Origin of the sequence: Aureibaculum koreense, from assembly GCF_034296135.1 — a bacterium.
Classification (GTDB): Bacteria; Bacteroidota; Bacteroidia; order Flavobacteriales; family Flavobacteriaceae; genus Aureibaculum.
The window spans coordinates 201,068-225,824 of the sequence record NZ_JAXKVV010000005.1; the positions used below are offsets into that span (position 1 = coordinate 201,068).

General features: G+C 32.6%; 27 protein-coding genes. 13 read left to right on the plus strand and 14 right to left on the minus strand.

Annotation, left to right across the window (positions count from 1 at the left end; translation table 11 throughout):
- Nucleotides 1-10 precede the first annotated feature (10 nt).
- The 5 genes from pdeM to UMM65_RS06990 form a co-directional block, all read right to left on the minus strand.
- Nucleotides 11-670, minus strand: coding sequence for a ligase-associated DNA damage response endonuclease PdeM (gene pdeM, locus UMM65_RS06970; protein WP_321975772.1), 660 nt, complete (start codon nt 668-670; stop codon nt 11-13).
- A 4-nt stretch (nt 671-674) separates the two neighbouring features.
- Entirely contained in the window at nt 675-3,128 is a 2,454-nt protein-coding gene (locus tag UMM65_RS06975; RefSeq protein WP_321975773.1) for a ligase-associated DNA damage response DEXH box helicase, read from the minus strand.
- Nucleotides 3,125-4,714, minus strand: a complete 1,590-nt coding sequence (locus UMM65_RS06980; protein ID WP_321975774.1) for an ATP-dependent DNA ligase — start codon at nt 4,712-4,714, stop codon at nt 3,125-3,127. The genes UMM65_RS06975 and UMM65_RS06980 overlap by 4 nt, the downstream gene beginning before the upstream one ends.
- The gene (locus tag UMM65_RS06985; RefSeq protein WP_321975775.1) at nt 4,711-5,727 is read right to left on the minus strand and encodes a ligase-associated DNA damage response exonuclease; all 1,017 of its coding nucleotides are present in this window, start codon (nt 5,725-5,727) and stop codon (nt 4,711-4,713) included. The genes UMM65_RS06980 and UMM65_RS06985 overlap by 4 nt, the downstream gene beginning before the upstream one ends.
- Before the next feature lie 213 nt (nt 5,728-5,940).
- Nucleotides 5,941-6,942 carry an endonuclease/exonuclease/phosphatase family protein gene (locus tag UMM65_RS06990; RefSeq protein ID WP_321975776.1) on the minus strand — a complete coding sequence of 334 codons (1,002 nt, stop codon included), beginning with the start codon at nt 6,940-6,942 and terminating at the stop codon, nt 5,941-5,943.
- A 292-nt stretch (nt 6,943-7,234) separates the two neighbouring features.
- On the opposite strand from UMM65_RS06990, the gene UMM65_RS06995 reads away from it, so the two are divergent.
- Nucleotides 7,235-8,308 carry a DNA topoisomerase IB gene (locus UMM65_RS06995; protein WP_321975777.1) on the plus strand — a complete coding sequence of 358 codons (1,074 nt, stop codon included), beginning with the start codon at nt 7,235-7,237 and terminating at the stop codon, nt 8,306-8,308.
- A 140-nt stretch (nt 8,309-8,448) separates the two neighbouring features.
- Nucleotides 8,449-8,901, plus strand: a complete 453-nt coding sequence (locus UMM65_RS07000; RefSeq protein ID WP_321975778.1) for a ferritin-like domain-containing protein — start codon at nt 8,449-8,451, stop codon at nt 8,899-8,901.
- 68 nt (nt 8,902-8,969) lie between these two features.
- On the opposite strand, the gene UMM65_RS07005 is transcribed toward UMM65_RS07000, so the two are convergent.
- Nucleotides 8,970-9,998, minus strand: a complete 1,029-nt coding sequence (locus UMM65_RS07005) for a helix-turn-helix transcriptional regulator (RefSeq protein ID WP_321975779.1) — start codon at nt 9,996-9,998, stop codon at nt 8,970-8,972.
- A gap of 219 nt (nt 9,999-10,217) precedes the next feature.
- Here UMM65_RS07005 and UMM65_RS07010 point away from each other — a divergent pair, with 219 nt between their 5' ends.
- Together UMM65_RS07010 and UMM65_RS07015 are read left to right on the plus strand one after the other, a co-directional pair.
- Nucleotides 10,218-10,379, plus strand: coding sequence for a DUF1328 domain-containing protein (locus tag UMM65_RS07010; RefSeq protein WP_321975780.1), 162 nt, complete (start codon nt 10,218-10,220; stop codon nt 10,377-10,379).
- A 103-nt stretch (nt 10,380-10,482) separates the two neighbouring features.
- Nucleotides 10,483-10,668: a hypothetical protein gene (locus tag UMM65_RS07015; protein WP_321975781.1), complete on the plus strand. Its 186-nt coding sequence runs from the start codon at nt 10,483-10,485 to the stop codon at nt 10,666-10,668.
- Between the two features lie 89 nt (nt 10,669-10,757).
- Here the strand turns inward: UMM65_RS07015 and UMM65_RS07020 are convergent, their stop codons facing one another.
- On the minus strand, nt 10,758-11,297 hold the full coding sequence (locus UMM65_RS07020; protein ID WP_321975782.1) for a hypothetical protein: 540 nt from the start codon (nt 11,295-11,297) through the stop codon (nt 10,758-10,760).
- A gap of 158 nt (nt 11,298-11,455) precedes the next feature.
- Between UMM65_RS07020 and UMM65_RS07025 the strand changes: the two genes are divergently transcribed.
- The 7 genes from UMM65_RS07025 (at nt 11,456) to UMM65_RS07055 (ending at nt 16,622) form a co-directional block, all read left to right on the plus strand.
- On the plus strand, nt 11,456-12,016 hold the full coding sequence (locus UMM65_RS07025) for a helix-turn-helix domain-containing protein (protein ID WP_321975783.1): 561 nt from the start codon (nt 11,456-11,458) through the stop codon (nt 12,014-12,016).
- A 9-nt stretch (nt 12,017-12,025) separates the two neighbouring features.
- On the plus strand, nt 12,026-12,469 hold the full coding sequence (locus UMM65_RS07030; RefSeq protein WP_321975784.1) for a response regulator: 444 nt from the start codon (nt 12,026-12,028) through the stop codon (nt 12,467-12,469).
- A gap of 6 nt (nt 12,470-12,475) precedes the next feature.
- Nucleotides 12,476-14,644, plus strand: coding sequence for an ATP-binding protein (locus UMM65_RS07035; RefSeq protein WP_321975785.1), 2,169 nt, complete (start codon nt 12,476-12,478; stop codon nt 14,642-14,644).
- Between the two features lie 261 nt (nt 14,645-14,905).
- Nucleotides 14,906-15,043, plus strand: a complete 138-nt coding sequence (locus UMM65_RS07040) for a hypothetical protein (RefSeq protein WP_321975786.1) — start codon at nt 14,906-14,908, stop codon at nt 15,041-15,043.
- The gene (locus UMM65_RS07045) at nt 15,043-15,213 is read left to right on the plus strand and encodes a lmo0937 family membrane protein (RefSeq protein ID WP_321975787.1); all 171 of its coding nucleotides are present in this window, start codon (nt 15,043-15,045) and stop codon (nt 15,211-15,213) included. The genes UMM65_RS07040 and UMM65_RS07045 overlap by 1 nt, the downstream gene beginning before the upstream one ends.
- Before the next feature lie 25 nt (nt 15,214-15,238).
- A complete protein-coding gene (locus tag UMM65_RS07050; RefSeq protein ID WP_321975788.1) occupies nt 15,239-16,267 on the plus strand; it encodes a helix-turn-helix domain-containing protein in 1,029 nt (342 codons plus the stop codon).
- 184 nt (nt 16,268-16,451) lie between these two features.
- A complete protein-coding gene (locus tag UMM65_RS07055) occupies nt 16,452-16,622 on the plus strand; it encodes a lmo0937 family membrane protein (protein WP_321975789.1) in 171 nt (56 codons plus the stop codon).
- Nucleotides 16,623-16,725: 103 nt separating this feature from the next.
- On the opposite strand, the gene UMM65_RS07060 is transcribed toward UMM65_RS07055, so the two are convergent.
- The 7 genes from UMM65_RS07060 to UMM65_RS07090 form a co-directional block, all read right to left on the minus strand.
- Entirely contained in the window at nt 16,726-16,920 is a 195-nt protein-coding gene (locus tag UMM65_RS07060) for a hypothetical protein (protein WP_321975790.1), read from the minus strand.
- A 411-nt stretch (nt 16,921-17,331) separates the two neighbouring features.
- On the minus strand, nt 17,332-19,077 hold the full coding sequence (locus UMM65_RS07065) for an FAD/NAD(P)-binding protein (RefSeq protein ID WP_321975791.1): 1,746 nt from the start codon (nt 19,075-19,077) through the stop codon (nt 17,332-17,334).
- A gap of 18 nt (nt 19,078-19,095) precedes the next feature.
- A complete protein-coding gene (locus UMM65_RS07070; protein ID WP_321975792.1) occupies nt 19,096-19,914 on the minus strand; it encodes an MOSC domain-containing protein in 819 nt (272 codons plus the stop codon).
- A 107-nt stretch (nt 19,915-20,021) separates the two neighbouring features.
- On the minus strand, nt 20,022-20,207 hold the full coding sequence (locus UMM65_RS07075) for a CsbD family protein (RefSeq protein WP_321975793.1): 186 nt from the start codon (nt 20,205-20,207) through the stop codon (nt 20,022-20,024).
- A gap of 147 nt (nt 20,208-20,354) precedes the next feature.
- Nucleotides 20,355-21,113 (minus strand): TIGR03915 family putative DNA repair protein, encoded by a 759-nt coding sequence (locus UMM65_RS07080; protein WP_321975794.1) that lies wholly within the window; start codon nt 21,111-21,113, stop codon nt 20,355-20,357.
- Complete coding sequence (locus tag UMM65_RS07085; RefSeq protein WP_321975795.1) at nt 21,113-22,369, minus strand: putative DNA modification/repair radical SAM protein; 1,257 nt, start codon at nt 22,367-22,369, stop codon at nt 21,113-21,115. Before UMM65_RS07085 ends, UMM65_RS07080 begins: the two co-directional genes overlap by 1 nt.
- Nucleotides 22,370-22,428: 59 nt before the next feature.
- Nucleotides 22,429-23,976 (minus strand): hypothetical protein, encoded by a 1,548-nt coding sequence (locus UMM65_RS07090; protein ID WP_321975796.1) that lies wholly within the window; start codon nt 23,974-23,976, stop codon nt 22,429-22,431.
- Between the two features lie 258 nt (nt 23,977-24,234).
- On the opposite strand from UMM65_RS07090, the gene UMM65_RS07095 reads away from it, so the two are divergent.
- Both UMM65_RS07095 and UMM65_RS07100 read left to right on the plus strand, forming a co-directional pair.
- Nucleotides 24,235-24,396, plus strand: coding sequence for an SRPBCC family protein (locus UMM65_RS07095; protein WP_321975797.1), 162 nt, complete (start codon nt 24,235-24,237; stop codon nt 24,394-24,396).
- Nucleotides 24,397-24,445: 49 nt separating this feature from the next.
- Nucleotides 24,446-24,655 (plus strand): hypothetical protein, encoded by a 210-nt coding sequence (locus UMM65_RS07100; RefSeq protein WP_321975798.1) that lies wholly within the window; start codon nt 24,446-24,448, stop codon nt 24,653-24,655.
- Nucleotides 24,656-24,757: the final 102 nt, after the last annotated feature.

Consider the following 24,757-nt stretch of genomic DNA (forward strand, 5'->3'; position numbering starts at 1 on the left):
CGCGAAAAGTTTAAACCAGTTCTACTTTAAAAATTTCTTCATCGGTAAAAGCGTAATTTATAAAATCGGCTGAATCTTTAGTTGTATTTAAGCCTGTAAATAAACTAAACGCGGGCAAAATCAACTGGTTATTATTTACTTGATAACTAGGCAATTTAATACGTTGTTTTCCATTCCCTTTTATGAGTACCCCAGGGTGTGTATGTCCAGATATTATAAACGAATTTTCGTCTTTTGTCCAAGGATGATGAACAAACCGAAAAGGGCGTATGGTTAAATTACTTACTATGTAGATATTGTTAAATAGTTGGGAAACGTGTTTCGTAATTTTATCATGGTTTCCTTTCACTAAAATAATTTCTATTAAAGCATGATTTTTTAACCATTCTTGAAAAAAAAGCAAATCGTTATTGGCTTCGGCATGGAATAAATCACCTACGATTATTATTTTTTCCACGTTAAAAAGACTGATTAAATCACTTAATCTATTCAAATCTTTTTCTAGAATATCTTTGGGGATCGGTATGCCATTTTTTCTAAAATGAGCAGTTTTTCCTATGTGCAAGTCTGATAAAATTAACGCACTTTCACGCTCCCAAAATATGGCTCTTTGGTTGGTTAACGTCAAGGCCTCTTCAGAACACATAATTATTTTTGTAACAACATCCATATACTTATACTTTTAATGCTTGTTGTTGAATGCGTCTAATTCGTTTTTCTAAACTTTCATTGCTCAATAAATTCCGTAAACTATCCACTTTTATTGGAAAACTCAACGGCGTAAACCCCTTAGCTCTTTTTAAAACTATTTTACTTTTTTCAATTCTGCTAAAAGCTTCACGTAAACGGACCTCTTCCAATTGCTGATTAAATACTTCGGTATAGGCTTGTTTTAGCAATAAATTTTGAGGTTCGTGATCTTCCAATACTCTAAAAATTAACCCTGATGAGGATTGTAAACTTTTATTATTTTGACGATTTCCAGGTCTTGATTGTACAACTAATCCAGAAATTACAGCAATATCCCTAAATTTTCGCGATGCCATTTCCGAAGCATTTATACTTTTAATGACATCATCCATTAAATTGGTTTTTGACAAGATAGCTTTTATGTTATTTTCATCCAAAGGTACTTTCTGATCACTAAGCAGTTCAAATCCATAATCGTTCATGGCAATGGTAAAGGTGAGCGGTTTAAGTTGACTTAATCTGTACGCAATTAAAGTTGCCATAACTTCATGCACCAATCGTCCTTCAAAAGGATACATAAAAATATGAAAACCTTCTTTGGTTTCAATCAGCTCAACTAAAAACTCATCACTTTTAGGAATATGTGAGTGATTATTCTGTCTTGAAATGAGCGGATTTAAAAATTTCAGCTCACGCTCTCTTGTACCAGGAGATAGGGCATCTGCTAATTTCAATCGCATAAAATGGCTCAAGTGAGATGTCAGCGGCAACCTACCGCCAAGCCAGCTAGGCGTAATGGCATTTTTGGCTTTGCTTAATCGAACAAAAACAGTCATGTCTTTAATGTGAATCATTTCTAAAACCCTACCTGCCAGTACGAAGCTGGATTTCGGTTTTAGTTTGGAGATAAAATATTCCTCTATCATACCAATATAACCGCCCGAAATAAATTTAACACGGAGCATGGCATCGCTAACAATAACACCGATATTCATGCGATGTAGCATGCTGATACGTCTACTTTTAACGCGATAAATATTATCCTCACCTAACTCAACTTTATGGAATTCTTCGTATGCTTTTAAGGTTGATCCACCTTGGGTGATGAATAATAAAGCCCAGTTAAATTCTTCTTGGTTAATATGGGAATAAGCATGTGTCCCTTTAATCAAATTAAAGGTTTCGTCAGCAGTAAAACCTTCACCAACTGCTAAGGTAACCAAGAATTGCACCAATACATCAAAACATAGCACTAAGGGATATCGTGATTCGATTTGCTGTTGCTTGATAGCTTCCTTAAGTGCTGAAACCTCTACAAGTTCCAACGAATGTGTGGGTACAAAATAAATTTTTGAAGTCTCGTAAGGTGAATGACCGCTACGTCCGGCACGTTGCATAAAGCGGGCGATACCTTTTGCCGAACCTATCTGTATCACACAATCTACAGGTTTAAAATCGACACCAAGATCTAACGATGAGGTGCAGATAACCGCCTTTAGTTTGCCTTCTGAAATGGCCTCTTCAATCCAATTACGTAATTTAAAATCGATAGAACCGTGGTGAATGGCCAGTTGACCTGCCAAATCGGGTGCTTCATCCAATAAAATCTGATACCATAATTCACTTTGGCTTCGAGTATTTGTAAAAATTAGCGTAGTTGTATTTTCGTAAATTATGGGAATAATTTTTGAACTCATAGATTTACCCAAATGTCCAGCCCATGGCAACACTTCTACCTTGTCAGGAAAAACGGATTCTACTTTTATTTTCTTTTTTTCCTTGGCCTTAATCATAATGGTTTTGGCGTTCAAATAGGGAATCAAAACGTTTTTTGCCTCTTCCAAATTTCCGATAGTTGCCGTTATGCCCCAAATTTGAAGTTTTTTGGATATTGATTTTAACCGTGCAATAACTAATTCCGTCAGTACACCTCTTTTATTTCCCAACAACTCGTGCCATTCGTCAATGGCAACACATTTAAGATTTTTAAACCAACGCGAATTGTTTTTTTGTGAAAATAACAAATGCATGGTTTCTGGTGTGGTCAAAAGAATGTCTGGCATTAAACGTTCTTGTTGTCTTCGTACTTTCGTAGGTGTATCTCCGTTTCTGACTTCAACAGTCCAATCTAAACCGATATCTTCAACAGCAATTGACATGGCTTTTGCCAAATCTTTGGCTAACGATCGTAATGGACTTATCCAAAGTAGTTTTAGTCCTTTTTTATAATGTGTAGGGTTGTTCAAATAATCAATAACCACGGCCAAAAAAACGGAATAGGTTTTGCCAAATCCAGTAGGTGCAACAACAACACCGCTGTAGTTTTGTGCATATTTTTTCCAAGTCTTTAATTGAAAAGAAAAAGGCTGATGCCCATTGTCCGATAAATGTTTTTCAACAATTTTATAACCTTCGTTATTTAAAAATTGGGTACTCATTTAGCTTCGATTAATGCTTTTACCGATTCAATGGTATCAATATCCGCCACGGTTTTGTCGCGTCTCCATCTTTTAATTCTAGGAAAACGCAAGGCAACGCCAGATTTATGTCTTTTACTAAGTGCAATGCCTTCAAAGGCAATTTCAAAAACCAATTCAGGTTTTACGGTTCTTACAGGTCCAAATTTTTCAATGGCATTTTTATTTACAAACCGAGAAATTTCGGTAATTTCTTTATCGGTTAAGCCGGAATAAGCTTTAGCCACGGTTACTAATTGGTCTTCATTTTTTACAGCGAAAGTGTAATCTGTATATTTTGAGCTTCGTCGTCCACTTCCTTTTTGGGCATATATCATTACGGCATCTATGGTCAATGGGTCAACTTTCCATTTCCACCAATCTCCCTTTTTTCTACCAACGTGGTATTCAGATTCCTTTTTCTTAAGCATCAAACCTTCACTATTTATTTTTCGTGCATCATTTCTAATAGTATCTAATTCTGACCATTTTTCAAACTCAATTAACTGAGGAATTTCGAGCTGATTATATTTTGCAGTATCAGCAAATAAAGCTTCAAGTAACTGCCTTCTTTCTGCCATTGATTTTGTTCTCAAATCTTTCTCATTGAGTTCTAACAGATCATAAACATAAAAACCAACTGGAATTTCTTCTAATAATTTTTTAGAGATATTTTTCCGATTCAATCGTTTCTGTAAATCATTAAATAATAATACGCTACTATCTTTAAGGGCAAGAATTTCTCCATCAACTACAAAATCATCTTCAAATTGCTCAAATATGGAAACAATTTCAGGAAATTGTACAGTAACCAACTCTTCGCCACGAGACCAGATATAAATTTCCTCATTGCGTTTTACTACCTGACCTCTAATACCGTCCCATTTATATTCTACTTGCCATTCATCAGGATTTCCAATGTCTTTCAAATCTTTTTCCAATGCATATGCCAAGCAGAACGGGTACGGTTTGGAATTGTCGTAATTGATATGTTCACCACTTAATAAATCATCAAATGAAATGCTGTCTATATTCCAGTTGCCAATGATGCTGTGCATGAGTTGATTGGCATCAATACCCGAAAGTTTAGCCAACGCATTCACCAATGTTTTTTTTGAAACGCCAATCCTAAAACTACCACCAATTAGCTTGTTGAACAATAGTCTTTCTTGCATCTGCAAACCCGACCAAGAATTTAGAATATATTCTTTTTTCTCTCGGTCAGATTTCGCTTTTAAAGCGATAATTTCTTCCATCCATTCATGTAATGGTTTTTCTATGTGATGATCAGGATCTGGAAGTAATAGTGCTAAGGTTTCTCCAAGATCTCCAACAGTACTGTAGGATTCTAAGAATAACCATTCCGGAAGCTGAATGATTTCCAAACACCATTCCCTCATTAATGTAGTCTTTACTGGTCTAGGCGGACGTTTTCCCGTAAAAATAGCAATCAACCATAATTTATCCTTGTCTGACGCGGTCTTAAAAAAATCGACCAAGGCATCAATTTTAGCATTGGTTTTATTTGTAATTTCTATGGTATTTATTAAAGTTACAAAATCTTTCATAATGCTGTTTCTTTAGCTTCATCAGCATTTAATTCTTCTTCTCCGTATTCGGTTTTAACCTCAGCTGCCCAAATTCCAATTTCATTTAAATACTTAGAAAATGTGGCTTGTGATCCATGTGTAACGTACACTTTTTCGGCTTCTGAAGCTTTTACGGCGTACAACAATCCATTCCAATCAGCGTGATCGCTTACGGCAAAACCAGCATCGACACCTTTCCAACGTCTGTTTCCTCTTATTTGCATCCAACCAGAACAAATTGCCGTGGCCGCATTCGGAATCCGTTTTAATAATCTAGAGCCCAACAATGCTGGTGGTACAATCACTATTTTATTTTCAACATCCTTTTTGATGAAATCATTTGTAATGAGTGCGGTTTCGGGTAATCCAATTCCAGAAGCTTTGATGGCGTTATTGAGATTATGTATGGCATTATGTACAAAAATCTGATCCACACCTTCAAGCAATTTCATGATGCGTTGGGCTTTACCAAAAGAATAGCCAATAAATACACTTGTCCTGTTATGCGATTTATTGGTGTTGACCCAATCGATCATTTGCTGTTGCAGTGTTGCTTCGGGCAGCCAATTATAAATGGGTAATCCAAAAGTACTTTCTGTAATAAATTGATGACATTTAATCGGCTCGAACGGAATGGTCAAAAAATCAGAACTTGTCTTATAATCTCCTGTAAAAACTACAACGTACCCCTTGTATTCCAAACGAATTTGTGCAGAACCAATAATATGACCGGCAGGATGAAAACTAACTTTTACACCATTAATCAATAGTGGTTCGTCATACCCCAGACTATCAATATTAATATCTTTACCAATGCGGTGCTGTAGAATGGCTTTTGAGTGGTTGTGGCATAAGTAATTTTTCATCCCCCAACGTGCATGGTCGGCATGGCCATGTGAAATAATGGCATAATCTACCGAATACCAAGGGTCTAAGTAGAATTTCCCTGGAACACAATAAATTCCTTTTTTGGTAAATTTTATAATGTTCAAATATAGTAGTTGTTGAGCGTTAAAATTTAGTCTATAAAATTAAGTAAACCGTGAGTTATGTTTAACCCGATTACGATTGTTTTTAATACTATTGAAAAATGCTAAGAATTAACAGCGTAACATTTAAAAATTTGAATTAACAAATCTTCATAGGTAATACCTTTTCTAAATGGAATAGTTTAGATAATACTTTTAGTTAACTTTTTTGTGAATTTATTCTTTTAAAACCAGTTCTACGTATATAGGAAAATGATCCGAACCGATTTTCGATAGTCGTTCTAATTTTTTCAATTCAAATTCTTTAGTTACTAAGACATGATCTAAAGGCCATTTCATAAGGAAATTATGAGCGTTATAGCTGTTATAGAACCCCCTTCCAACTCTTACATCATAGAAAACATTTTTTGTGTCTGTTAATTCATCGGCATAAGACCAAACTACATCATTAAAGTCTCCAGCTACTACTGTCGGAAGCCGTTGTTCTTCAACTTCCCTTCCTAATTTGATTAAAGAGGTCTCTTCTTGCCCTGCATTGTCTGGTAGATTTTTAAAATGTGTTGGTGGCACAGGATGAATACAATATAAACTAAAACTTTTATCATTTTCGAGAGTAATAGTGCTTTTAAACGATGGGACTTGATTATTATTAAAGTAATTAATTTCGGTTTCTTTAAATGGGAATTTACTGTATAATACCATTCCGTAAGTAACTTCATTTATGGAATGTTGGGAATAAGGATAATCGTTTTTCAGGATATTGAGGTTTTTATACCACCATTCATCTACTTCCATTGCCAAAATCAAATCTGGTTTTTGCAATGATATTAGCTTTATTAATGGCTGTGCTTTTTTATTGGACATTTTTACGTTAGCCATCAAAAGACTAAATTGAGAATCAGAGCTATCTAAATTCTCAACGGTAGGCACCGCTACCGGTACTAAAACGGTATAATTTATTAAAAAAACAGAATGTATTATCAACCCAATCAACAATCCTATAGTTATAAGATAATTATACCACTTCCACTTTTTAATAACCATAATAAGTACTATCAGTATGATTATGATAAGGATAAAGAATTGTATCCGTGGAAAATCAAGCATTTTCAAATAACGGATTTCCGCATTTCTAAATAATGAAAGTACAGAGCCTAAAACTAAAAATATAGCAGCCAGATAAAGAATCATATTTAAAGCCTTTTTAAGTTTTTCCATAATTCTAGGTTATTTAAGAAATAGATTTATTTGTAGCGGATTTATTCAAAATATTTAAGAACAGCATTTTAAAGTTGTTTAAGAGAATAGTATAAAATAGTTTCTAAAGGTATGAATTAAAATGGGCCGTTTAGAAAACCCTTTCGAAAACCTCTATTAGCAGTAAAACGAATGAATAAATTTTCATTCGCATTAATTATTTACCTGTTAGAGATAATTTTGCAACCACTCGCATTTTAAATTTACAATTCTGTATGGCATACAAGTGATATGCTAACTAAAGTTAAAAGCCATGTCCACTTCAGAATTAGTAATAAAAAAACTTTTAAAAAATCCTGAAAAAATTATAAAGGACTATAACCTGATTTACGTCAAGGATAAAGATTTCCCTATCATTAGAAAGAAATGGGGAAAAGGTTTTACCTATTCTTATAACGGTAAAACATTAAAGGATAGGAATGAGTTAAAAAGGATAAAAAGTCTGGTAATTCCGCCAATGTGGAACGAGGTTAAAATAACACATCTTAAATCGGGTCATTTACAGGCTATGGGGCGTGATGCCAAACAACGAAAACAATATAAATATCACCCCAAGTGGATAAAAATACGCAATCAGACAAAATTTTATAAAATGTCGGCTTTTGGTAAACAGCTACCACTAATTAGAAAGCAAGTGGATGCTGATTTGGATCAAAAAGGATGGCCGAAATCAAAAGTAATTGCATTGGTAATTCGGTTGATGGAAGAAACCCATATAAGAATAGGTAACGAGCAATATGCAAAACGCAACAAATCTTATGGGCTATCTACACTTCGTAAAAGACATGTAGAAGTCAATAAAAGCAAGCTAAAATTTGAATTTGTAGGTAAAAAGGGGAAAGAACATTCTGTAACCGTACGAAATAAAAAACTAATAAAATTAGTGAGCCGATGCGAAGAAATTCCAGGATGGGAATTATTTAAATATTATGACGAAAACGGAGAAAAGCAATCTGTAGAAAGTAGTATGGTCAATGAATATCTGCACAAAATAAGTGGAGAATTTTTTTCGGCAAAAGATTTTAGGACATGGGCGGCATCTGTTATTTTTTTTGAAACTTTAATGGAACTGGAGAAACCATCAACTGATAAGCAAAGGAATAAAAATATATTGGCAGGCATTGATGCAGTGGCACAGCAATTGGGAAATACTAGAAATGTCTGTCGCAAATATTATGTACATCCAATGTTGGTTTCAGCTTATGAAAAGGAAACCCTTGCTACATATTTTGAGTTAGCTCAAAATAAATTTAAAAACGAAGACTACCTCACTGCTTCTGAAAAAGCAATTCTACAGTTGATAAATAATTATTCACCAAAATTTTAAGGGCATAATTTTTTTTGAATCAATAATCAATTTTATTGGATTAATAAACTAATTAGTACCAATGTAATTTTACACCAGAATTGATGCCATTTGGTTTAGCATCTCAAAAAATAAACCAATAACTTTAAAATTTTAAAATTATGAGTACCACATACACAGAAAAAGTAGGTAATAAATTAAACGAACTACTTGAAAAGAGCTACGATGCTGAAAAAGGCTATCATAAGGCTGCAGAAAATGCTAAGAGTCCAGATCTTAAAGGCTATTTTGAAAGAAAAAGTAAAGAGCGTAACCAATTTGGACATGCGTTAAAATCTGAAATTAGAAATTACGGACAAGAAGTTGATAAAGGCGGAAGTGCCGCTGGATCTATGCACCGAGCTTGGATGGACGTAAAAGCTTTCTTTTCAGCTGATAATGACGAGTCAATGCTAGAAGCTGCCATTACTGGAGAAAAAGCAGCTGTTGACGATTATGAAGATGTTTTAAAAGAAACAAACTTACCGCCTAGTACGGCAACACTATTAACAAGTCAAGTTAGTCAGATCAAAAACGATCTGGCTACTATAAAAAGTTTGGAAGATTTAGCATAGTTTGTTAGTTATTTAAATTGTTTTGTAAAAGAAAAAAATCCTATGGAATATCAATTCCGTAGGATTTTTTATTTGTCTTTGACCCTTAATTGGCTGTGGTATTTTTTGGGTGATTGTCCATATTTCTCCTTAAACAGTTTGGAAAAATAGCTTCGGGAATTTAATCCTATTTCATAAGATATTTCCGTTATGTTCAGTTCTGTCGTTTCTAAAAGTTCTTTTGCTTTTTCAATTCTTACATCTCTAATGTACTCATTTACGGACATTTTATATAGTTTTTTAAAACCCAGTTGCAATGTGTTTTGACTAAGCCCGACCCTTTTGGCCAATGCAACTACGTTATCTACCTTGCTTAATTCTTGCTTTATGATTTCTGTTGCTTTTTCTATTTTTTCAAGGGTAACTTGCCTTAGCAGTTTTCGCTCCCCATCTTTGTTTAGGTCATCTATATACTGCTGAAGCTGCTGTGATAATATTTCATAAGCTTTGCCTTCTTGATATACTGTTTTCATAAAATCATCCAATTCGCATTCAGAAAATTCTTCTAAAAATTTAGCGGTATCGAGGCTATAATAATCTTTATGGTAAAAAAGGTTAGTACCGTTTACATCTCTAAAAAGCTTCATCAAATCATCGTTCATATCCTCAATAAAACCTTCTATTTTCTCTTCGAACAATTTTCGGTTGATTTCTAAACTTAAAATACAGATTGGCTGATTAGCAGGTAAATTAAATATATGATTGTGCTGCGGTGTGCTAGATATAATGGCACTTTCCAGCCGATTGATTTCATGAAGCTCTTCAATCTCATCAAAATGGTGCACGATGGTAGATTCACGATTAAAAAGTATTTTTAATGGATGTACCAAACCTTTTTTAAATTCTAAAGTCAATGGCTCGTTCAGTAGGCAGTCAAATTCCAGCACACCAACCCCATCAGAAAACGAAGTACATTTTATAAAGCCTGAACCTATATTTTTGGGAATCCTAACACAGTATTCGTCATTGTTTTTTTCATGGCTTACGTCAAATTCTTCAGCTATATCTAAAACAATATGTTTGGTGTCTGAATCTCTAACCTCTATGGTATAGCTCATTTTTTAAAAGTTGATTTTTGAGTTGGAAAGATAGTACAAATATTTATAAAAAAATAACACCATTTATAGGTTTAAAATAGGAGTTTAATAAACATACTTATTTTTAATGCGTTAATAATTATTGTATTAGCGTTAAGGCATTTGTTAAGATTTATGGACTTTTGTTAATGAAAGTTGATTAAAACTCAACTACTATTATTAACTTAAAAACAGAATATTATGCTACGTTGGACAGTAATCTTTGTAATTTTAGCGATAATCGCTGCAGTATTTGGTTTTGGTGGTATCGCCGCTGGAGCTGCAAGTATTGCTAAAATATTATTTTTCATTTTTGTTGTGCTTTTTATAGTCTCTTTGATTATGGGCAGAAAAAAAGTGTAAAATTGACAAATTTAAAAACACTAAAACATTAAAAAATACCATAATTAACAATTGTGGAATTTAACAAATCGGTCTGCTATGACAGGCACTAAAAACTAAAATTATGAAACGAATATCTTATTTATTTCTTGTACTTTTTATAAGTGCAATGTCATTTGGAACAGCAACAAGTTGTAAAGAGAAAAAAGAAGATCCAGGTGAAAAAATCGAGGAAGCTGCAGAAGAAGTAGGTGATGAAATAGAGGACGCTGCTGATGAAGTTGAAGATGAAATTGATGATAACAGTTGATTTTAATTTACAATCCGATTAATTACATACGTTAATGGGTTTAGAACGAGTATTTAGCAATAAATGCTCGTTTTTTATTGCTTCAAATCCTATTCTTCTTTAAGATCTTCCTCTTCATTTAAAGCCAAAGGATGGTCTTTAATTCCCAGTCCAACTATTTTAATAATACTTACCACTGTATTATATAGCATAAGTACCACAACGATAAGACCTGCACTTAAAATACTAGAAATTGCCAGTGATATATAATAAAGCATATTAAACCAATTAGCAGGAACGTTATCCGATTCCGTTATCGGTAAATTAAACAATAGAAACGTAATGACCGATGCTATGAAAACTGTGGTATCTAATTTAGCAATTTGCAATACATGGTTGTAATGGTCTTTTTTTAGTTTTGATTTTGAATTGGAACTCAAACTCAACAATGTAAGCAGTAATGCCAATATAGTGGCGGATGCCAACGCTATTGTATTACACAGTGTATTCATACCATCTAAGGAATTTTTTATGAGTATTTTAGCTTCATATCCACTTAGCTTTCCCAATAGTATAGTTCCTAATAAAATAATGACCATTGAGATAATGCCTCCTAAAATGGCTCGTTTAGTGTATTTGCTTAATTTCATGTGTTTTTAGATTTAAAAAAGTTGTAGTCAATAAAATTCAATACTGTTTAAAATAATTTTTTTTTGTTAAAAAAGTGCTGTCAAATCGCTTATCTTTGATGTTTCAATTTAATTATCCATGCGTCAACTGCTGGATAATGTAAAGTTAATGGTGGTTTATGAAAATTTATGTAACATTTGATATGAATATTACCCGAAATGCAATTCTCAAAGAGCAATTGGATAAATTAGGTGTTCAATATTCCATTAATGGTGCAAGAGAGATTGTGTTTAATGAAAAATTAACCGCTGAACAGGAGTTGGAATTAGCAGAATCATTGAATAAGTACGGAGTAACCATTATAGACAATCAAAAAACTGAATTGGTGCAACGTATTAAAGATACTATTAACGAAATGCTGAAAGACGATGAAGCAAATTTGTATAAAATATCGGCATATTTGGCGGATAAATTAAATTATTCTTATGCCTATTTGTCCAATCTTTTTTCAGAAAGTACTTACACGTCCATTGAAAATTTTGTAATTCTGAAAAAGGTAGATCATGCAAAGGAGCTAATGGCAAATACTGATTTAACGTTAACTGAAATTGCCTATAGGCTAAAATACAGTAGTGTTGCACACTTATCCGGTCAATTTAAAAAAATTACGGGCTTAACGCCTTCTACATTTCAAAAAATAATCAAAAAACGTAAAATAGTTGATTTTAATAAATTATAATTTATCTTTATGTCGTTAAACAATTTGAATGTTTTTCTTGCTGATGATGATGAAGACGACAGATCGTTGTTTGAGCAAGCATTGAGCGGGTTAAAAATAAAAACCAACCTTTCCCTTTTTAAAAATGGAAAAGAACTGATGGATTATTTAAAAAAGCAGGATAACAAACCGCATCTTATATTTTTAGATTTGAACATGCCCATAAAAAACGGAATGGAATGTTTAAAAGAAATGAGACAAAACGGTAAACTGAAGGACATACCTGTTGCCATTTATTCAACATCATCTTCTGAAAAAGATATTGAAGATACTTTTATAAATGGAGCAAATATCTATATTAACAAGCCCAATAATTTCACAGCATTAAAAAAAGTGATAGAGAAAATATTACAACTAAATTGGCAATACCAAACATCAAATTTAAATAAAGACAATTTTTTATTCAGAATTTAATCAAATATGGATTTTAGGAGAATAATATCTTCAACAAAATCATATAAAATAGCATTGGTTGTTGCTATAGCTTTGCTATTGCTGCTTTCTAGTATTTCGTACAGACAGATCAACAATATGAGAAAATCTGCCGATTTGGTTTCTACTTCATTAATGGTGGATAGAGAAATAAACAACCTATTTTCTAAGTTCAGTTCAATTGAAGCTTCTGGATATAAATCTTTAATTGTTAACGATTCTACATTTTTCGATACCTATAAAATCACCAAACGTGAGACAGAACAGTCGTTTTTGAGTTTATCTGAACTTACAAAAGACATTCCCGACCAACTAAAGTATTTAGATAGTGTTAACGAATGGAGAGACAGTTTGGATATTACGATAAACAATCTGAATAAGTACCGAGGCTTGCTGGAAGATGATGTGGAAGAAAAACTAATGGCGGAAATCGGTAAAATGACTTCGATTTTTCAGAAATTAAATGCTTTTAAACTGGGGATGTCTAAAAAAAAGGAAGCACTCTTTAAAGAGCGGATGATCGCTTATAAAACAGAAACATTTTTTACCCCTTTTATCTCGATAATACTGGTGGTGTTCTCATTGTTGGTGTTTTGGCTTGCCTTTAGAAAGATAAACAATGCCCGCAAAGAGCTGATAAGAACTCAAGCTTTTGTTGATAATATTATAGCCAATAGCGACAATCTGATTACCTACTTTAAACCCATTAGAGATGAGAACGGAAAAATTATTGATTTTACTTTTGGATATGCCAGTAACAAAATAGAAGATTTTACGGGCAAATCGGTTAAAGATATTGCTAATAGAAAGCTGTCAGAAACGTACCCGGAAACATTTATAAACGGAACTTTTGAAATGTACGTTAATTGTATGGAAACAGGGAATTCCGATGACATTACAAATAAGTATAATTTTGGTAATGGTGAGAGATGGTTAAAAAGTATTGCTTCAAAATTAGAAGACGGGGTTAACGTTACCACCATTGATGTTACTCAAGAAAAACTAAGGAATAAAAATTTAAAAAAGTTAAATGAGAATCTGTTTGTTAAAAACGCCATTTTAAACAATGCGGAGGTTGTTGCTAAAATAGGAAGTTATAGTTGGTACCCAGATACGGACACCTCTGAATTGTCAGACAATTTTTATAGATTGCTGGGTTGTAAGCCAGGTGAATTTGAACCTGGATTCGAAAATTTTAAATCATTCGTTCACCCAGAAGATTTAGCGGACTATGAAAAAGCAGCATTGGACGGATTAGAGTCAAGACAAATAAAGGAGTATATCTACAGGGTTATTGATAAAAAGGGAGCTACGAGGCATTGGAGAACTGCCGGCGTGATGATAAGTGAAGACGGGAAAGATAAAATGATAGGCATTGTACAAGATGTTACAGAAAATATCAGAAAAGATAAAAAATTAAAAAAGAGAAATAAAGCCCTAAAACGTTCTAATGCCGAACTCGAATCTTTTAACAGGGTGGTGAGTCACGATCTGCAAGAACCTTTGCGGAAAATACAGATGTTTATTTCTTTACTATCCGAGTCGGAACAAAAGAATTTGTCCGAGAAAGGAGCCGCTTATTTTGATAAGATCGACAATGCAGCAAGCCGTATGCAATTATTGATAAAAAATTTATTGACCTACTCCAAAATAGACAGTACGCATGAAGATTTTGTAAAAATAGACTTGAACAAAAAACTTGAAAAAGTTGAAGACAATCTTTCAGAAAGACTTAAAGAAGCTAATGTAACTTTAATTAAAAACGATTTGCCCACCATTAAGGGTATTCGTTTTCAGATGGAGCAGTTGTTCAATAATCTAATTTCTAACGCTATTAAGTACAGAAATTTAAAAGAAGATGCTAAAATTTTAATAGATGCTTCCATAGTACATAAAGACCAAATAACTGTTAATTTTACAAAGACTTCTAAAAACTATCATAAAATTGTAATTAGCGATAACGGTATTGGTTTTGATCAAGAAAATGCCGAAAAGATATTCGATATCTTTGAACGCCTACACCAAAAAACCGAATATTCAGGAACCGGCATAGGTTTAGCCATCTGCAAAAAAATTGTCGACAACCATCACGGGTTTATTCATGCTACTAGTGAGCGGGGCAAAGGAACTACTTTTTATATTTATTTGCCTGCTTAGTTTTTGATTTGATGGTGATGTTTTAATAATAAGTCCCACTTCTTATAAGAAATGCCATTCATAGCTCAGGTGCTATTTCGAATATTTTTCGGGGTGATAACCACAAAAGAAATGCATTTAAAAGCGTTTTTCACTCCTTATTCATTATAAACCAATAATTATATAACTAAATCCAAAAACTCTGTAAGACGATAGGGTGGTTGTTGTTGCATCTTTGTAATGTAAAATCAAGATATTATATAAGCCTCAAAAAAAATTACAATGAAAAATAGAAGTTCAAGTTTAAAACAATTTGCTCGGGTAGGAAAGATATTTCCGAAAGAAATTGTAAACACTGTACATAACAAGTCAACTGTTTTGTCGGGTTCTGCTAATTTTTCTAAAAATTTAGACAAGTAATGCAACCAGAAGCACAATTTGATATGTCAAAAATACTATACGGTTTAGCAATTTTATTCTTAACGGTATGGGCAGTAGGTTTTTTTATATACGGACTGGGAATGATTATACATTTTTTACTCTTGGCCGCAGTTACCGCTGTTATTATTAAAGTTATCAAAGAACACTAAAGAACATTAACATAAAACAACTATCATGAAAACCACATATATCAAAACAAGCAAAATAGGAAAAATATTTAATGAATTGCATAAAAATTTTGGAGGAAAATTAAACATTTCTTCTAACGAGTATAATCTAGACCTCAACGGTCAATTAGGTTCTGGAAATATCAAAGGATTTTCTTTTAAAAACGGAATTTCTTATTTGGAATTTGATATTACGTTAAACGATAATTTTACATTAAGCATTAATGCCACTGAGAGATTGCCCATTTATTTTGCTTATTGTGCAAAAGGTAGCTTATCGCACAGGTTTGGTGCCGGCGGCAAACAAAACACGCTGAAAAAATATCAGACAGGTGTTTTAACCTGCAAAAGAGCCGAAGAGAATGTATTGACATTTAAAAAAGATGAACCTACTAAAATTTCTCTAATTGTTGTAAATACCATTACCTCTGAACTGGCAGAAGGTGTTGGCTTAAATCAAAAACTGAGAGATACTTTTTTTGAAAATAGCGATACTAAAGAGAGTTCTGTATATATAGGTTCGTATAATTTAAAAATCGGTGAAAAAATTAAGGAATTAAGTGCTATTAAGCAGACAGGTATTGTCAGAAATTTAATGATAGAAAGTACTGTACATATGATTCTTGCATTGGAAATTCAACAACGCCTTGATGATTTAAGAAATGTAGAGAACCCAACAGGTAATTTAACTACTAGAGAAATGGATACCATTAAAGAACTGTCAGAGTTTATAATTAATTACCCAGAAAATGATTATACACTTAAAACTTTGAGCAAAAAATCAGGACTCAGTACCAGTAAATTGCAAGAAGGGTTTAAGATATTGCACAACAGAACCGTAAGGGACTTTATTATAAACGAAAGAATGAAAAAATCTGAAAGATTGATTAGAACTACGGATTTGAATATTTCTGAGGTTGTTTATAGTATAGGGTTTACCAGTAGAAGTTACTTCTCTAAAATATTTAAACAAAAATATAACTGTAGCCCTAAATTTTATAAAGACAATCAAAATTCGATAGCTGTAACAGCCTAATATATATGTCACTTTTAACCCAAATGAAAAACCGGTCCGTGGGGATTGGTTTTTTATTTTAAAAAATTGAAAATCAGTCTATTAAAAAAATATTATCGATTTTTTTCTTGATTTTTCATTACATTTTTGTATATTTAAATTATTAACCTTGCCTATCGGCAGATAGGCTTAAAAACCATTTATTATGAGAAGTTTACTTTGGCTTGTTGCCGTTATTTGTATAGTGATATGGCTTTTAGGTATGTTAGGAGTTGTTCCTGGTATTGCTACCAGCAACTTATTGCACATCTTAATTGTTATTGCTGTAGTAGTTATTTTGTACAATGTCATTTCAGGAAGACGACCGCTGGACTAATTAAAATAAAAAAATCTGTCTGGACACAATGCTCAGACAGATTTTTTTATTTAATAGCCAAACTTCTTATAAGGTTATAAGGCATATCAATTTACAAAACTTGTTATTCCTCTTCTTCGTAGCGTTGCTTAACATTGCTTTCTAAAGGACGTTCACCACGGTTATATTCACTTTTAACATTTCCCTCTCTCCGATCTAAACGGTTTCTATTGTCCTCAGGAAGATGAATCACATTGTCTTCGTTTTGTTCGCTTACATTTCTGTCGTATCTTTTTTCTTTATTTTTAGTATTTTCCATAATATTTAGTTTTAAAATCTACCCTGATTTTTTTTGATGATTTATAGCGATTTTTAAATCAGAACAGATATGATTAATATTGTATTTCACAATAAAGTTACACTGACCTTTCCGTAAGTATTGATGCAATTAATAAAATTTGTATTCCAAAAGATTATTTAGTAATGAAAGAAATATTATAACAAAATCAAAAAATTATATAATTATTTAATGGTTGTTTTAAATGATATTTGTAGTATAAATTATAATTCAAAAATTTGCTAGCAATAGTATTAGCTAAATTTATATTATACTTTCTCCCTTAGATAAAACCAGCTTCTATAAAGTTGGTTTTTTTCATATATATACCATCTCATTTTAATTCAATAAATTCTATTTGAGAGTTAATGACGAGAAAAATATATCTTGAATCTAATTCTTTAATCTGAGCAGCACTCCTTTTGCCCAATAAGCTGATTGATTTCCAAAGCATTCAGCTATTGCATCAACCCCAATAAGCGTTCCTTTAGCCAATCTTCCAAGAACGGCAAGTTGTGTTTTCGTTTTACTATTCTTTTTTGCTACTGTACCATCTTTATCAGTACGAATACCTAACTCGTCGTGTAGGGGTTCAACAGAAGAGTCCTTTATTAGGTTTTTGGGTAACGGACTTGCAACCTTTAAAATTTCAGGAGGGGGCAAAACAGAATTGATCATAACATTGGCAATATTTGAAATATCATCTTTTGCCATATGCCAACCATCTTCTTCTAGGTTAATATCAGGGTCGTTCACAAGTTTTAATGAAACTTTGCCTACTTTAACTAGGCTCAAAATCTGCTGAATACTATCAACGGGTGGGCCATAAGAGTATCGTTTAAGACGTTCGTCCAAATCTACTATTTCAGAAATAAGCTTATCGGGCAATGGGGCAAAAGACAATAATTTATACATTGAGGGCTGACAGTGTCGCCATACATGTCCTATACAAAAATCAAGGCTTGGTTCTACATGTCCCGTTGCCATATTTACAAACTTTTCCATCATTTTTACTTCCGGTAGCTTTTTTGATAGGATTAATTCATGTTCAAATTCTCCGTCAGATAGCCAACTGATTATAATTTCGTGCAACTCGTCATCCGAAAATGACTGACTCAGGGTTTCATCTCGTAATAGTTTAAATTTTATCACTATTATTGGGGCTATTGCTTCCATTAGAAATCTTGGCGACGATAAATCGGTTTTTGAATGGATTGAACTTTTAATCTGCTCGTTGTATTCTTTTAACTCTTTTTTTGAAGGGAGATATTTTTCGTCTATCTTCTCATTTAATGGTTTTGGTGCCATGGGAAGACCATCTAGTGAAAAGGGGATAATAGTTTTAGGTTCTTTTCCACTTTCAGTATAAACCATTTCTCTTGTTTTCTCATCAATAATTTCAAATTTGCCACCAAACCCTTCGGTTAATCCACGAACAACATCTATCATTGCTAGCCCGAAACCCCTTACAGCAACAATTGTATGAGAATTTAGTATTTGAGATTCCAATATTTTTGAAATAGGATAAGGTTGCGTATAAAGAACAATATTATCCAAATTTGTAACCCGATTTTGCCATTCGGCTAGTTGCTCATCCAATTCAATGGGTTGATGACCTACAGAGACAACGGCCTCTTGGGCAGTAAACCTTTCCCCTCCAATAATATCAATTTGAATGACTTCGTTTTCAACATCAACTTTAATTACTTCTTTATTGATATATTTCATTAGTCCTTTTTTTAAAAGAATGTTTGCAATGCTTTCAAAACGCTCATTCAGATATTTGCCCAAGTGTGATCTCAATGGAAATCTATCAACAGTAAATTTACCATCATCACCATCGTGATAACCACACCACTCTTGGTAGTCAGGAAAGGGTAAAATAGTAAAATTTTCAAATGAAATTTCCTCTCGACAAGGTATATCCACTGCCCTTTCACTCACATTCAGCCAATTGCTATCGGGCTGATTTGGATGGTACACTGGCCCAGCACCAGGAAATTCTGATTTTTCAAATACTATTGCTTTCACTTTTTTGTTCTGTGATGCTGCCTCTTTAAATAGAGATTCTAAAGCTGATAAGCCTCTTGGTCCACAACCAATAATAGCGACGGTTGGTATTTTATTTTGTATTTTCAATTTTATCGAATTTAATAATTAATTCCCGTCAGTATTATTGACAGTGATTTTATCACCAATTGAAATCTCACATTCTGATATTGGGATTAAATTAATTCCGAAAGTATGACGTTCCCCTTTTAAAAGTCGTATTTCAGATATGGTCATTAAGGGTTGTAAATGAGTATCTTTTTCTTGGGTATGAGGGTCGATGGTTGTAAAAATACACCTTTCGGTACGTTCTTGTACTCGGAATCGACAGCCATTTATTGTAATTTCTGACCAAAGGTCTTCCTGGTAAGGTTTTACTCCATCAATTACAATATTGGGCCTAAAATTTAAAACGGACACTTTCTTATCCAATTTAGAATTAAGATGTTTTAATGTATTTGTATTAATAAGATGTATTGGTGCAGAATCTGCATAGCCAGTAAAATCACCAGATTTACCTCCACGTTTTTCAAGCACCTCTCTATAATTATCAGCAATGTAAACCAATCGAAGATCTTCGTTTAAATAAGATGAAATAAATTCGTTGGCTTTTACGTCGAAAATTTTGCCCGTAATTTTATTTCTAAATAAGCGGATTTCAATAGTATCTTTAGAAGCCGGTAGGGCAAAGGAGCTTTCTAATTTTTCTGATAAGGTTAATGATAAAAAGCCGTCGTTAATTTCTGACGAAATGGTCAGCAATTTTGGACACTCGCGTCCTGTTACAACTTTATTGTTTGTATTGATAACAGCGACAATTCTATCATTTTTAAAACCAGTAGTCAATACCTTAACGGTATTCAACAATTGCCCTTTAGTAGATTTTAATGGATAATTAAATAATTGTGTAATTTGTATTTCATCCATGGTTTATTCTATTTTATAATCCTTTTTCAGGACGACTCAATAATTTTAAATCAAAAGCCCCCAAACTTTGGAGGCTTTTTCTTAGTGTTTTTAAATATAAAAGAGTTTTAGTACCTGTCTATCTCTTCTTTTAACTGTTCTTTGGTCTTACCCGTTTTTTCTTGGATTCTACCCAGCATTTCGTCGAATTTTCCTTCGGCATAAGTAAGATCGTTATCGGTTAAGTTACCATATTTCTGCTTTAATTTTCCTTTGGCCTGATTCCACTTGCCCTTTAATTGTTCTGTGTTCATAATTTTATGTTTTTAAACCTGTATTGAAACAGGTGAGATTAATATTATTCTTTATTAACTCAAATATAAGGCGGAAGCAAGTGGTATATTAATCCAAAAAATTAAAGTTTTAACCTTATTGAAAATTTAATTTTAAAGCTAGAATAGCTATTTTTTTTCGATCAGGTATTTCCAATATCTTTTAGGGACATGCTGAAGATGTAACTTCATGTTTTTTCTTGAAAGAATGTTTGTACTTTTAAAATAAGATTTCCATAGTTTTTGAAACTCTATTTCTGAAGTATCTAGGTTAATATTTAACCTTTTTTCAGATTCTTTTATACTATCTTCCAATTGTACCATTTCAACTTTTTGCAGATTGTAAAAGATTCCCTTATTTCTTTTTAAATCATAAATTAACCATTTTTGATCTGCATACCTCGATTTGAAGTGATTGCTGATTAAGGGCAACACATCAAAATCAGGTTCTATAAAAGCGTAATATAAACCATCGTTTGCAAGCTTAAAACGTACGAATGCATTCATTCTGTGTCGCTCTCTACTTAGTTTTTTTAAAATTTGCTGAATTTCCAAAACCGCAGGATGGCCAAAATCATTTAAAACATTCTCATTAGTTTTAATGGCATAACGGATTACATCTAGAATACTATCTTCTATAGTATCCATTTCGCTCAAAAGGGATTTTAACAATGATTGAAAACCTTGTTTTCCTAAAATAGCAATAATTTTATCAGCAACTCTTTTGGCCTTATCTTTATTGGTTATTACTGGTATGGTTTCTCCAAACAACTGTGGGATCTCTACGTTGTTTTTCCTAATGGCTACTCTTTCCAACTTAAGTTCATACACCTCAAAAACCGCGGTTAAAAATCCTTCAAAGCTAGTATCATAAACAAGGTAGGTCATTAAAAGAGTGAAAGTTGGTTTGAAAAGTTCTTTTTGTATTTACTATGACCAAATCTTAAAATTTCATTTCTTAATCTGTTCTGGTCAAAATCATGTGTTGAGTAATAGTTTTTGCAGATTATAAAATATTTAGCCCTGTTTAAGGCAATACCAAATTTTTTCAGCTGGTCAAAATTTAAATAAGCATGTTTGCGTGCCGCAATAATTTTTTGTGCTGATCTAACACCAATGCCAGGTATTCTTAGTATCATATGGTAGTCGGCTGTATTGATGTCAACTGGAAAATGATCCATATTTCTTAATGCCCATGACAATTTAGGGTCAATTTCCAAATCTAAATTAGGATATAATTCATTTACAATTTCTTGAGGCTTAAACTGATAAAATCGAAACAACCAATCCGTTTGGTATAACCTGCTTTCTCTGACCATTGGTACTGGGGTATGTAAAGCAGGTAATTTATTATCGGACAATACTGGAACATAACCCGAATAGTAAACACGTTTTAAATAATATTTTTTATATAAAAAAGTTGAGGTTTTAACAATATCTAGGTCGCTCTCATTGGTAGCACCGATTATCATTTGACTAGACTGACCAGCAGGTGTAAATTTTGGGGACGACTTGATAAGTTTTTTTTCCTCTTTATAAATTTGAATACCTTGCTGAATGGTGCTCATGGGAGCCAACATTGTTTTATGATCCTTATCTGGTGCTAATAGTTTCAACCCTGATTTTGTGGGTAATTCTATATTAACACTCAATCTATCGGCATATAGCCCTGCCTCGTGCATTAATTCATCGCTTGCCCCAGGTATTGTTTTTAAGTGGATATAACCATTGAACTTGTGCTCTAATCTTAATTTTTTAGCTACAAGAACAAGTCTTTCCATGGTAAAATCTGGGTTTTTAAAAATACCAGAACTTAAAAAGAGGCCTTCAATATAATTTCTACGGTAAAAATTTAGAGTCAGGTCAACTACCTCATCAACTTTAAAGGCTGCACGTTTAATATCATTGCTTTTTCTAGATACGCAATAGAGACAATCGTAAATACAATAATTGGTCAAAAGTATTTTTAATAAAGACACACAACGACCATCTTCGGTATAACTGTGGCAAATGCCCACACCAGAAGAATCACCCAAATTTTTACCTTTATTTGCACGTTTACTTCCGCTTGATGAGCACGAAACGTCATACTTTGCGGCATCTGCTAAAATGGATAATTTTTCTTTTATTCTGTCCCAGTTCATTTATTTTTTTCCTTGATTTACTTTTCCCTCAATTTTCTACGTTTGTTCATGCTAAGTTTTTAATTTTTTTCACCATCACCAGTCAGCGTACTTATTAATCCGTCTTCTACATTTATCCATAAATAATTAAAGAACGATTTGTTTTTATTGCGTTCTACTTCAATATTTCCATGTCTAAATCCATCTTTATCCGCTTTAGAACCATCTTTCACAAAAATATTACCAATTGCGGTCAACAATTTGTTAACACGGTTTTTTTTGTTCAATACCTTAAATTTAAAATTTCTATACTTCATTTTTAAATCACCTTTTGAACTGAAATTATTTCCGTTAAAGGTAAAAAATATTTGCTCTATTTCCCCTTCGGCTTTAGCATTTAAATTCGATTCAAAAAATGAATTTGCCATTTTGACATCAAAGTTTTTAAATTGACCCGAAGCCAAAAACTCATCTTGATTATTGTTAACATCAAAACTAAGATCTAAAGTCATCGGTGCTTTTCCCATAAAATTAGAACTGGCTGAAATTTCTGTTTTTTCTCCATCTTCATAAGTGTTTGAAAGATTGATTATTGAAGCATTTACGTCATTAAAAAATATTTTACCAGCTTTACTATCGTTTTTGACCCGTTCGGAATAGCTTATATAGCCTTGGCCGATTTTAAATTCAGAAATATCAAGTTTAAATGAAAGTTCACGCAACATTTTACTATATAATTTTTTAATGGTCATGTCATCGGCAATTCGTTTATCACGATACATAATAAGTTCAGGTTTAGTCAACGTTCCTGATTTTGTTAAAAGATAGAACCTACTGTTATTAAAACCAAAGTATAATCCGTCAAATGCCAATTCAGGGATGTGGAGTTGAATATGATCTCGCTCAACTACTATTTTTGTTGATAGTTCTTGTGGTGTGAATTTTGGTTTTATATATAGGTTTTGTAACTTAAGTTTACCCTTACCGACATTTAACTTTTCTATTTTTAAATGCTCGAACTGGTTCATGTTCATAAAGATTTGCTCACAGCTAAAATTATAGTCTCTATAATCGAAAGGTATTTTTTCCTTTAGTTTGTAAGCATCTGTGCTTAATCCAATCAGATTAAAACTGATACTGTCCATATTAAAATAAAGGCTGTCTTCTTTACTTTCTTTAATTTTAAACGAACCGTTTTTAAACGAAATTTTATCAATTTTTATGGACTTATCAAATCTTTCATTTTTAGTAGAATCTTTAGGCCTTTCTTTACTTTGCTGGTTTGAGTAGTAAAGTAAATCTGGATTTTCAAAAATTATGTTGTTGATAGAAATAGTATTATTGACCAAAAATTGCCATACGCTAAAACCTGAAATATTTAAACTATTGGCGTTTAATGAGGTTATTACATTTTTGTTATCGTTTAATATTTTTGCTGAAAGACTATCAAATGCAACAGTACCGCTAAACACATTTGCGTTTAGCTGAGTATAATCGATTTTAATGTTTTGAGGTAATTTTTTATCTATTGCATTGGTAATTTCACTTTTAAATTTATATTGAAGAAAAACCAAGCTTCCTGCAATTAGAACCAATACAATGGGTATTATTTTTTTAATCAAATTCATGGCATAGTTAATAAGGTGTAAAATCCTTTAAAAATCCCACTATTTATGACGGTATTGAATTAATGATTAACCCATTTGATTTTACCCAATAACTTTTGTAAAATAATTATTTAAATTGGTATTACGTAGGTTAGGGTAAACATTATTTATTGCCATATGGCAAACTGTAATAGCGTTTTTAGAATTAATTTAGCAACTCAAATCAGTGGTAAGCTGTAATGTTAATTTTATTTAGATTGGCATTAAAAACTTAATATAATGGAACGAAAAGAATTTAATATTTATATAGACGCATCACAAAAAAAAGTATGGAAAGTGCTATGGAGCGATGAAACCTATCCAAAATGGGCAGCTTCTTTTGCTGAAGGTTCCCGAGCTGAAACTGATTGGAAAGAAGGAAGTAAAGTTCATTGGGTCTGACGGTAACGGTATGGTAAGTAAAATAAAGAAAAAGATTTCGAATAAATTCATGTCCATCGAACATCAGAGCTTTATTAAAAATGGCATAGAAGATTACGAAAGTGATAAGGTAAAAGAATGGAAAGGGGCACAAGAAAATTACACACTCGAAAATGTAGGCGAAAAGACGCAACTTCTGATTCAAACGGATATTGCTGAATCGTATTTGGAAGAATTTGGTAAAGCATGGGGAAAGGGATTATACCATTTCTCTTGTTAATTTACTCAATTATTTGTAAATTGCCTTATGGCAAAACAAATAGACTTACACATTAAAGAGAGTGAATCAGAACTAAAGGCTCTTATGAATGCTCAAAGCAAG

What these genes read in the sequence shown, in the direction of transcription:
- pdeM (WP_321975772.1), bottom strand. Translation starts at nt 670, where the DNA reads ATGGATGTTGTTACAAAAATAATTATGTGTTCTGAAGAGGCCTTGACG.
- UMM65_RS06975 (WP_321975773.1), bottom strand. Translation starts at nt 3,128, where the DNA reads ATGAGTACCCAATTTTTAAATAACGAAGGTTATAAAATTGTTGAAAAA.
- UMM65_RS06980 (WP_321975774.1), bottom strand. Translation starts at nt 4,714, where the DNA reads ATGAAAGATTTTGTAACTTTAATAAATACCATAGAAATTACAAATAAA.
- UMM65_RS06990 (WP_321975776.1), bottom strand. Translation starts at nt 6,942, where the DNA reads ATGGAAAAACTTAAAAAGGCTTTAAATATGATTCTTTATCTGGCTGCT.
- UMM65_RS06995 (WP_321975777.1), top strand. Translation starts at nt 7,235, where the DNA reads ATGTCCACTTCAGAATTAGTAATAAAAAAACTTTTAAAAAATCCTGAA.
- UMM65_RS07000 (WP_321975778.1), top strand. Translation starts at nt 8,449, where the DNA reads ATGAGTACCACATACACAGAAAAAGTAGGTAATAAATTAAACGAACTA.
- UMM65_RS07005 (WP_321975779.1), bottom strand. Translation starts at nt 9,998, where the DNA reads ATGAGCTATACCATAGAGGTTAGAGATTCAGACACCAAACATATTGTT.
- UMM65_RS07010 (WP_321975780.1), top strand. Translation starts at nt 10,218, where the DNA reads ATGCTACGTTGGACAGTAATCTTTGTAATTTTAGCGATAATCGCTGCA.
- UMM65_RS07015 (WP_321975781.1), top strand. Translation starts at nt 10,483, where the DNA reads ATGAAACGAATATCTTATTTATTTCTTGTACTTTTTATAAGTGCAATG.
- UMM65_RS07020 (WP_321975782.1), bottom strand. Translation starts at nt 11,297, where the DNA reads ATGAAATTAAGCAAATACACTAAACGAGCCATTTTAGGAGGCATTATC.
- UMM65_RS07025 (WP_321975783.1), top strand. Translation starts at nt 11,456, where the DNA reads ATGAAAATTTATGTAACATTTGATATGAATATTACCCGAAATGCAATT.
- UMM65_RS07030 (WP_321975784.1), top strand. Translation starts at nt 12,026, where the DNA reads ATGTCGTTAAACAATTTGAATGTTTTTCTTGCTGATGATGATGAAGAC.
- UMM65_RS07035 (WP_321975785.1), top strand. Translation starts at nt 12,476, where the DNA reads ATGGATTTTAGGAGAATAATATCTTCAACAAAATCATATAAAATAGCA.
- UMM65_RS07040 (WP_321975786.1), top strand. Translation starts at nt 14,906, where the DNA reads ATGAAAAATAGAAGTTCAAGTTTAAAACAATTTGCTCGGGTAGGAAAG.
- UMM65_RS07045 (WP_321975787.1), top strand. Translation starts at nt 15,043, where the DNA reads ATGCAACCAGAAGCACAATTTGATATGTCAAAAATACTATACGGTTTA.
- UMM65_RS07050 (WP_321975788.1), top strand. Translation starts at nt 15,239, where the DNA reads ATGAAAACCACATATATCAAAACAAGCAAAATAGGAAAAATATTTAAT.
- UMM65_RS07055 (WP_321975789.1), top strand. Translation starts at nt 16,452, where the DNA reads ATGAGAAGTTTACTTTGGCTTGTTGCCGTTATTTGTATAGTGATATGG.
- UMM65_RS07060 (WP_321975790.1), bottom strand. Translation starts at nt 16,920, where the DNA reads ATGGAAAATACTAAAAATAAAGAAAAAAGATACGACAGAAATGTAAGC.
- UMM65_RS07070 (WP_321975792.1), bottom strand. Translation starts at nt 19,914, where the DNA reads ATGGATGAAATACAAATTACACAATTATTTAATTATCCATTAAAATCT.
- UMM65_RS07075 (WP_321975793.1), bottom strand. Translation starts at nt 20,207, where the DNA reads ATGAACACAGAACAATTAAAGGGCAAGTGGAATCAGGCCAAAGGAAAA.
- UMM65_RS07080 (WP_321975794.1), bottom strand. Translation starts at nt 21,113, where the DNA reads ATGACCTACCTTGTTTATGATACTAGCTTTGAAGGATTTTTAACCGCG.
- UMM65_RS07085 (WP_321975795.1), bottom strand. Translation starts at nt 22,369, where the DNA reads ATGAACTGGGACAGAATAAAAGAAAAATTATCCATTTTAGCAGATGCC.
- UMM65_RS07090 (WP_321975796.1), bottom strand. Translation starts at nt 23,976, where the DNA reads ATGAATTTGATTAAAAAAATAATACCCATTGTATTGGTTCTAATTGCA.
- UMM65_RS07095 (WP_321975797.1), top strand. Translation starts at nt 24,235, where the DNA reads ATGGAACGAAAAGAATTTAATATTTATATAGACGCATCACAAAAAAAA.
- UMM65_RS07100 (WP_321975798.1), top strand. Translation starts at nt 24,446, where the DNA reads ATGTCCATCGAACATCAGAGCTTTATTAAAAATGGCATAGAAGATTAC.